This window comes from Nonomuraea sp. NPDC046570 (assembly GCF_040645915.1).
Lineage (GTDB): Bacteria > Actinomycetota > Actinomycetes > Streptosporangiales > Streptosporangiaceae > Nonomuraea.
Genome location: NZ_JBEYZF010000101.1, coordinates 1 through 3,641, shown reverse-complemented (window position 1 = coordinate 3,641; position 3,641 = coordinate 1). Strand labels below are relative to the sequence as shown.

Annotated in this window: 4 protein-coding genes; 2 read left to right on the top strand and 2 right to left on the bottom strand. The window is 69.4% G+C overall.

Annotation, left to right across the window (positions count from 1 at the left end; all coding sequences use genetic code 11):
• The coding region (locus tag ABZ911_RS43015; protein WP_358070456.1) for an N-acetylmuramoyl-L-alanine amidase at positions 1 to 799 on the bottom strand (799 nt) is incomplete at its 3' end.
• Between the two features lie 139 nt (positions 800 to 938).
• Positions 939 to 1,826, bottom strand: a complete 888-nt coding sequence (locus ABZ911_RS43010) for a sigma-70 family RNA polymerase sigma factor (protein WP_358070453.1) — start codon at positions 1,824 to 1,826, stop codon at positions 939 to 941.
• Between the two features lie 205 nt (positions 1,827 to 2,031).
• On the opposite strand from ABZ911_RS43010, the gene ABZ911_RS43005 reads away from it, so the two are divergent.
• Both ABZ911_RS43005 and ABZ911_RS43000 read left to right on the top strand, forming a co-directional pair.
• Complete coding sequence (locus ABZ911_RS43005; protein ID WP_358070451.1) at positions 2,032 to 2,658, top strand: flavodoxin family protein; 627 nt, start codon at positions 2,032 to 2,034, stop codon at positions 2,656 to 2,658.
• 97 nt (positions 2,659 to 2,755) lie between these two features.
• Positions 2,756 to 3,641, top strand: an 886-nt coding sequence (locus tag ABZ911_RS43000; protein WP_358070449.1) for a hypothetical protein, incomplete at its 3' end; no start/stop codon positions are given.

The window sequence follows — 3,641 nt, the reverse complement described above, 5'->3', positions numbered from 1 at the left end:
CGCGGAGCAGCGGTGGCCAGGTATCCGGGCCGCATATCTGGTCGTCGTTCAGGCCCTTGCTCTTCTGGAACGTCCCGACCAGCGCGGCCAGTTGCGGGTCGTAGTCGGTGCGCTCCAGCCACGCCTTCAAGTCCAGGGGTGTGCTGTACGCCGAGGCGGGGACGAAGCCGCGGGCGAACAGGTTGGCGCGCAGCGTCTTCACGTCGAAGTTGTCGTCGCCGAGTCTGAGCACGGGCAGGTTCTTCAAGAGCTTCTCCGTCCACGACAGGGGGGGCTCGCCCTTGATCAGGGCCGCGACCGCCGTACGGAAGTCGTTCATGCTGAGGGAGTGCGGGTCGGGTTTCTGCCGGTTGACCTCCTTGTGGCCCTTCACCGCGGCGGAGGTCAGCCCGAACTCCGCGCACAGCTCCGCGCACAGCCTCTGGTAGGCGTCGAGCTGGGGAGTGGGCCAGGGCTGGCGGCCGTCGTTCTCGGCTTCGATCCCGAGCGAGCTGCTGTTGTTGTGCCGCGCGCTGGTCGACGGCGCGTTGTGCCAGCACCGTCCGGCGGCGATCACGTAGATGCGTCCGGAGCGGCCGAGCCCGAACTGGCTGAGCGGGCCGTCCAGGCCGGGCCGCCCGTCGCGTACCACGCGCAGTGACGGATAGTCGCCGCCCGCGGTCGCGCCCGCGGTGTGGTGGCAGACGATGCCCTTCACCGCGGGCTGCGGCCCGTGGCCACGGCTCTTCCAACCGGGGACCTCGGTCACCGGGTAGCCGGTACGGCGGGCGATCTCGGCTAACTGTGTCAGCCAGGGCATGGCCAGTCCTCCAGGTTCTCCAGGTGGGCGCGCCGACAGCGTGGAGTCGCCTGCCCTTCGGCACCGCCTGGATGCGCGGACGGGACAGTGGCGATCGGTCCGCGCGGTCCGTGAAGCCGAGATCGTACCCGATGGTCCGTTATGGCACTTGTGGGAGGACGGCCAGGTCGAGTTGGCGCAGGCGGGCCGGGTCGGCGATCACCTCGTACTCGGTGATCTTCCCGTCCGTGATCGTGATGGTGAGGGCGATGAGCAACCGGCCGCCCGGGGCCACCAGGATGCCCGGAACTCCGTTCACGAGCGCCACCTCCGCGAACCGTGCCTTCTCTGCGAGGACGACCGTCTCCTCCACCACGGCTCGCGCACCGCGGACCACGGTCGGCGTACCCGGCGGCAGCAAGGCGCGCTCGGCCCGGCGGACGACGCCCGGGTCGAGAACCGCGAGCAGCCCGTTGAGGTCACGCCCGCGCGCGGCGGCGAGGAAGGCGTCGACGACCTGGCGGTGCCAGAAGAGATCGACATCGGGGACCGCGGCGGTGCCCTTCACCCGCTGGCGGGCGCGGCTGGCGAGCTTCTTGGCGGAATCGGTCGACCGTTCCACGATGGCGGCGATCTCGTCGAAGGGTACGGCGAACATGTCGTGCAGCACGAAGGCGATCCGCTCCGCGGGTGTCAGCCTCTCCAGCACCACCAGGAGGGCGAGGCCGACCGACTCGGCCAGCAGCGCTTCCTGTTCGGGGTCCGTCTGGCGGCCGGTCGGGGCCGGTTCGGGAACGACCCAGCCCACCGGGTCGTCGCGTCGTGCCGTACGGGAGCGAAGCATGTCGAGGCACACGCGGGCGACGACCTTCGTCAGCCAGCCCGCCAGGTTCTCGACCTCGCTGGTGTCGGAGCGGTTGAGCCGCAACCAGGTCTCCTGGACGGCGTCGTCCGCGTCGTTCAGTGAGCCGAGCATCCGGTAGGCCACGGTCCGCAAGTGGCCGCGATGGGTCTCGAATCGCTCCGCCAACAGGTTGTGCTCGTCCATCGGTCACCTTTCCTCGTCGCGTTTCGTCATATCAGCGACGCGGTGAGGTCCTTGCTCGGTGATCGAGTGAGCGATCGTCTGCTGGTCGGGCGCATGTGCCGTGCCCCTGACATCCAGAGCCGCCAGTTTAGCCGGTCGAGGTCGTCGCCAGGCCGAGCCTGGGTCAGCCAGGCGTCAACACACGAACAACTACCAAGGGGATGACATGTTTGATTTCCTGACCAGCGAGCCTGCTTCGGTGCGGGTGGCGGTGGCCTTCCACAGCGGCTACGGACACACCGCCCGGCAGGCCGAGGCCGTGGCCGAGGGCGCGCGGGAAGTGGCGGGGACCACGGCGGAGTTGCTGGCGGTCGACGAGCTCAACGACTCGCTGTGGTCGAGCCTCGACGCCGCGGACGCGATCGTGTTCGGCGCCCCGACCTACATGGGCAGCCCGTCGGCGGCGTTCAAGACCTTCGCCGAAGGGACCACGGTCGCGCTGAGGAACAATATGCGCTGGAAGGACAAGATCGCGGCGGGGTTCACCAACAGCGGCTGCATGAGCGGCGACAAACTCAACACCCTGGTCGACTTCACGATTCTCGCCGCCCAGCACGGCATGATCTGGGTCGGGCTCGCCGAGACGGGCGGCTGGTCGACCACGGGCGGTTCGGTGGAGGACCTCAACCGGCTGGGCAGTTGGCTGGGGGCGATGGCCCAGTCCGACGCCGACGTCGGCCCGGAGATCGCGCCGCCGGCCACCGACCTGCGTACGGCGAGCGCGCTCGGGCGACGGGTGGCCGCGGTCACCCTGGCGTACCGGCGCGGGGCCTCGGTGGCCGCGCTCGTCTGACCGGCCGGGCATGCACAGGTCGGCCATGTGATCCGCATGGTCGACCGGTGACATGACGAGGGTGTGGGTTGAGCCGTGCCGTCAGCACGCTGGGTTCATGGACGACATCATGAATGACGACGCCCCCCGCGCCGCGGAACGCCTCAGCACGCGATCCACTGACCGGCATCGCCCAGCCCTGCTGTTCCTCCGGCACCTTGTCGAGATGGTGATCGCGATGATCGCCGGGATGGTGCTGTTCGGCCCCGTGTGGACGGTGGTCACCTCGTCGCTGGGGTGGGACGCCCTGTTCGGGCGGGCCGACGTCGGCGCCCTCACCATGGCCATCGACATGACGCTCGGCATGTCAGTGTGGATGCGCTACCGAGGGCACCACTGGCCCGCCATCGCCGAGATGGGCGCGGCGATGGTCGCGCCCATCCTCCTGCTACTCGTACCGTTCTGGGCCGGGATACTCTCCGGCGACGCCCTCCTGATCTACGGGCATGTGCTGATGCTGCCCGCCATGGTCGTCGCGATGCTCCGCCGTCGCGACGAGTACACCCGGGACCACCGCGGTCACGCCCCGGCTCCGGCGCCCACCACCGCGTCCGGCCGGTTCGCCGCCGCTATGGTACGCCGGTGGCCGACGTGGCTGGCCCTCGTCGTGACCATCGACAACTGGGTGGAACCGTTCGTTCCCGCGCCGGTGCTCATGCTCGTCCTTCCCGGGGCGTACCTGGTCATCGGAGCCGCCCGCAAGCAGCTGCGGGAGCCCGGCATGCTGGCGCTGCAGCTCGGCGGTTTCGTCGCCTATGTGGCTCTGGTCGTGGTGGCGATGTCGGTGGACGAGAGCCTGGCTCGCTACCTGGTGGCCGCCGGTTGGCTCGGCCACGCGGCATGGGACCTCTTCCACTACCGGGCGAACAAGGTGGTGCCGCGGGCTTACGCCGAGGGGTGCACCGTCATCGACGTGGTGGTTGGCCTCACCATCATCTTCTTCA

What these genes read in the sequence shown, in the direction of transcription:
- ABZ911_RS43010 (WP_358070453.1), bottom strand. Translation starts at nt 1,826, where the DNA reads ATGGACGAGCACAACCTGTTGGCGGAGCGATTCGAGACCCATCGCGGC.
- ABZ911_RS43005 (WP_358070451.1), top strand. Translation starts at nt 2,032, where the DNA reads ATGTTTGATTTCCTGACCAGCGAGCCTGCTTCGGTGCGGGTGGCGGTG.